The organism is Acidovorax sp. KPB24-07, assembly GCF_057543315.1.
Genome location: NZ_BAAJYS010000762.1, coordinates 1 through 1,006 on the forward strand (window position 1 = coordinate 1; position 1,006 = coordinate 1,006).

1 pseudogene is annotated in these 1,006 nt (G+C 74.1%); it reads right to left on the reverse strand.

Features of this window, described 5'->3' with window-relative positions:
* Nucleotides 1-920 (reverse strand): annotated as a pseudogene (locus AC27IQ_RS25615) (aldehyde dehydrogenase family protein); the annotation flags it as partial.
* Nucleotides 921-1,006: the final 86 nt, after the last annotated feature.

Genomic DNA, 1,006 nt, shown 5'->3' on the forward strand with positions numbered 1-1,006 from the left:
TGAGCTTGGAAAACGACACCTCGACGCCGAACCACTGCACCGTGCCCAGCCCCCACGCACAGCGCCTTGATCTCGGCGATCAGCAGCGCGGCCACGTAGGCGCCCGGGATCGACCCCATGCCGCCCACCACCACGATCACGAACGCCTCGCCGATGGCGCGCAGGTCCAGCGCCAGGCTGGCCGGCTCGCGCGGCAGCTGCACCGCGCCGCCCAGCCCCGCGAGCATCGCGCCCAGCGCGAACACGCCCGTGAAGAGCCACGCCTGGTTGACGCCCAGGGCGCCGAGCATTTCGCGGTCCTGCGTGGCGGCGCGCACCAGCGCGCGGTGTTCGGCAGTGTCGGCATCGGCGCCCCACAACGTGACGGTGAGCGAGCCGCCGATGGCCTGCAGCACGGCCACGGTCTCCTCGATGGAGGCCACGCGCACCACCAGCGCGGCGGAACCGAAGACCTCTTCGTGCAGCGCAGGGTCGGCGATGAAGTCGGCCGCCTGCACTTCGCCCAGGAACGGGCGCGGCGTAGCGCCGGCTTCGGCCGTTTCGCTCACCAGGGCCCGGAGCTTGCCGTGGCCGCGCCATGCGGCCACGCCCCGGTCGAACGCGCCGCGGATGCCGGGGGTGAGCATGGCGTGCGGCGCCAGGGGGCGCAGCTTGTCGGCCAGGGCCTGCACGAAGGCATCGCCCGAGGCGTCCTGGCGCACGACGATCACGCCGGGGCTGGTGCAGAACTGGCCCGAGCCCAGGCAGATGGAGCCGGCCAGCGTCTCGGCCAGCGCGGCGCCGTTGGCCTGCAGCGCCGAAGGCAGCGCCACCAGCGGGTTCACCGAACCCAGCTCGCCGTAGAACGGGATCGGGCGCGGGCGCTCTGCGGCCACCTTGGCCAGCGCCGTGCCGCCCTTGAACGAGCCGGTGAAGGCCACGGCCGCGATCGGCCGGCGCCTGCACCAGGCGCACGCCGGCCTCGATGGAGCCCGCCCTGCACCGCTGGAACACGCCGGCCGGCAGG